The sequence below is a fragment of the Micromonospora yasonensis genome (assembly GCF_026013475.1).
GTDB classification, from domain to species: Bacteria; Actinomycetota; Actinomycetes; order Mycobacteriales; family Micromonosporaceae; genus Micromonospora; species Micromonospora yasonensis.
Window position 1 is genome coordinate 1 of record NZ_JAPDPH010000415.1, and the last position, 2,256, is coordinate 2,256.

Annotated in this window: 2 protein-coding genes; both read right to left on the bottom strand. The window is 74.4% G+C overall.

Annotated features, from left to right (window positions below):
* Window positions 1-1,191, bottom strand: a 1,191-nt coding sequence (locus ONA70_RS35905) for a glycosyltransferase family 39 protein (protein WP_265010923.1), incomplete at its 3' end; no start/stop codon positions are given.
* Between the two features lie 145 nt (window positions 1,192-1,336).
* Window positions 1,337-1,969 (bottom strand): alpha-ketoglutarate-dependent dioxygenase AlkB, encoded by a 633-nt coding sequence (locus ONA70_RS35910; protein WP_265010924.1) that lies wholly within the window; start codon window positions 1,967-1,969, stop codon window positions 1,337-1,339.
* Window positions 1,970-2,256: the final 287 nt, after the last annotated feature.

A 2,256-nucleotide genomic window follows, 5' to 3' on the forward strand; every position in this document is an offset into this window, starting at 1 on the left:
CATCGCGGCCACGAGCGGCGGTGGCGTGGTGCCGTAACGGCCGTAGCCGTGCAGGAAGCGGCTGGCCGCGTTCGGCGTCGCCACCCGGGAGGGCTCGGGGCGCCAGTCGTACCGGGCGCCCGCCAGCCGGGGCGTGCAGTCGGGATTGGCCGACCAGTCGGGTGGGGAGAGCTGCGGGACCCAGAAACCGGCCAGGCAGGACTCCTTCGGGCCGAGCCGGTGGGGCCAGAAGTAGCGGGCCGTGTCGGCGGCCACCTCGGCGACGAAGTCGCCGGGCTGCTGCCGGATCACCGCCTTGGCGAACGCGTCGAGGTCCGCGGGATCCTTCGCGTTGCGGATCGGGCTGGCCTTGTTCCAGATGAACCAGTCCGGCCGTTCCGGCCGCTGCTCCAGCGGCTGGGTGGGACAGAGCCGGCGCAACCCGGGCCGCAGCTCCAGCCGGTCGCAGTCGGCGAAGTGCGCGGTCCGTCCGTACAGGAATTTGCCGCCCTCGGCGCCGAGGGCGTCCTTCACCGTGCCGACGTTGAGGAAGACCACGCCGAAGAAGGCGACGATGCCGAGCAGGTAGGCCACCGGCGTCCGCCAGCCCCGCCAGGGGGCCAGCACGAACAGCAGCAGCACGCCGAGCGCGACGACGCCCGTCGGGCGGGTCGCCATGCCCATCGCGGCGGCCACGCCCGCGCCGAACCCGGCCACCGGCCCGGGTCGCTGCTTCCAGGTCAGGACCAGCGCCGCGACGGCCAGCAGGGTGGTGAAGAGCGTCTCGGTGAGCAGGTACTGCTCCAGGGTGAGCTGCCGGGCATCCAGCAGGATCGGGGCTGCGGCCAGCGCCGCCACCCACCCGGAGGCGCCGAGCCGGCGGCGCAGCAGCAGGTAGGTGGCGACCCCGAGGGCGAGCCCGGCGAGGTGCTGCACGGCCACCAGCGAGGCGAACGTGCCGGTCCATTCGAACGCCTTGATTAGCCACGGGTACGGCCAGCGGATGGTCAGCTCCGGCCACAGTTCCGAGCGGCGGACGTAGGTGCCCGAATCGCCACCGAACCAGAGCGCGGGCGGGTACGCGATCAGCATGGTCACCCGCAGGCCCGCACCCATCGTGAGGAGCACGAGCAGGCCGAGGTGCGGGCGGGCCCGGGCGGCCAGGGTGAGCCGGACGCCGGCCGCAGGCGTGGCCGACCCTCCAACAGGCACGGTGATCCCCCGATGACGCGCAGGCTGACTGAGCGCGGTCAAGCTAACACGGTGCGTGTTCCAGATGGTGTCCGAATCGCCGGGGCACGTTGACTCTCTGTTACCGGCCGAGGGGATCGGCCGGCCAGGCAGCCCCGGTGTGCGGTCAGGCCACGCCGGCCGGACGGAACTGGACGCTGACCCGGGGCCCGACCGGGCGGGCGGTCTTGGGCACGGCGTGTTCCCAGGTGCGCTGGCACGAGCCGCCCATCACGACCAGGTCGCCGTGCCCGAGCGGGAACCGCAGGCTGTCGCCACCGCCGCGGGGACGCAGCAGCAGGGCGCGGGGGGATCCGAAGGAGACGATGGCGACCATGGTGTCCGAGTGCGCCGACCGGCCCAGGGTGTCCCCGTGCCAGGCGACGCTGTCCCGGCCGGAGCGGTAGAGGCACATCCCGGCGGTGACGAAGGGCTCGCCCAGTTCCGGCGCGTAGTGCCGGGTCAGTGCCGTGCGGGCCGCGTCGAGGATCGGGTGCGGCAGCGGTCGGCCGGCGGCGTACCAGCAGAGCAGCCGGGGCACGTCGACCTCGGTGTCGTACATCGTGCGGCGCTCGGCTCGCCAGGGGACCTCGCGCAACAGCGTCTCGAACACCTCGTCGGAACCGGCGACCCAGCCGGGGAGGTGGTCGACCCAGGCGCCCCGGGTCAGCCGGTGCCGACGCGGCCGGCCCGCCAGCGGGCCCAGCGTCGGGGACCCGGTGAGGTCGAGCATCGACGGCTGGTAGGCGGCCCCGGTCATCCCCTCACCCTACCCGGCGGGTTGGCACAGGTGTACGACTGGACGGGTGTTTGTCGCCCGTCGGCCACCTGGCGCACACGTCGTCGTCGCCGTCCGTCGCCACGGCCCGCCTAGCGTGAGGCCCCTCCGTCCGGGTCCCCGGGCGGGTGACGCCCGAGGAGAGGCGACCCGTGCAGAGCAGCTCGACCCGCGTGCCGGCGGCACCGCGACCGGCGGCGACGGACCGACCCGCGCCGCCTCCGCCGGCGCCGCGGCCACCGGCCGGCGGATCGCCCGCTGCAGGGCAC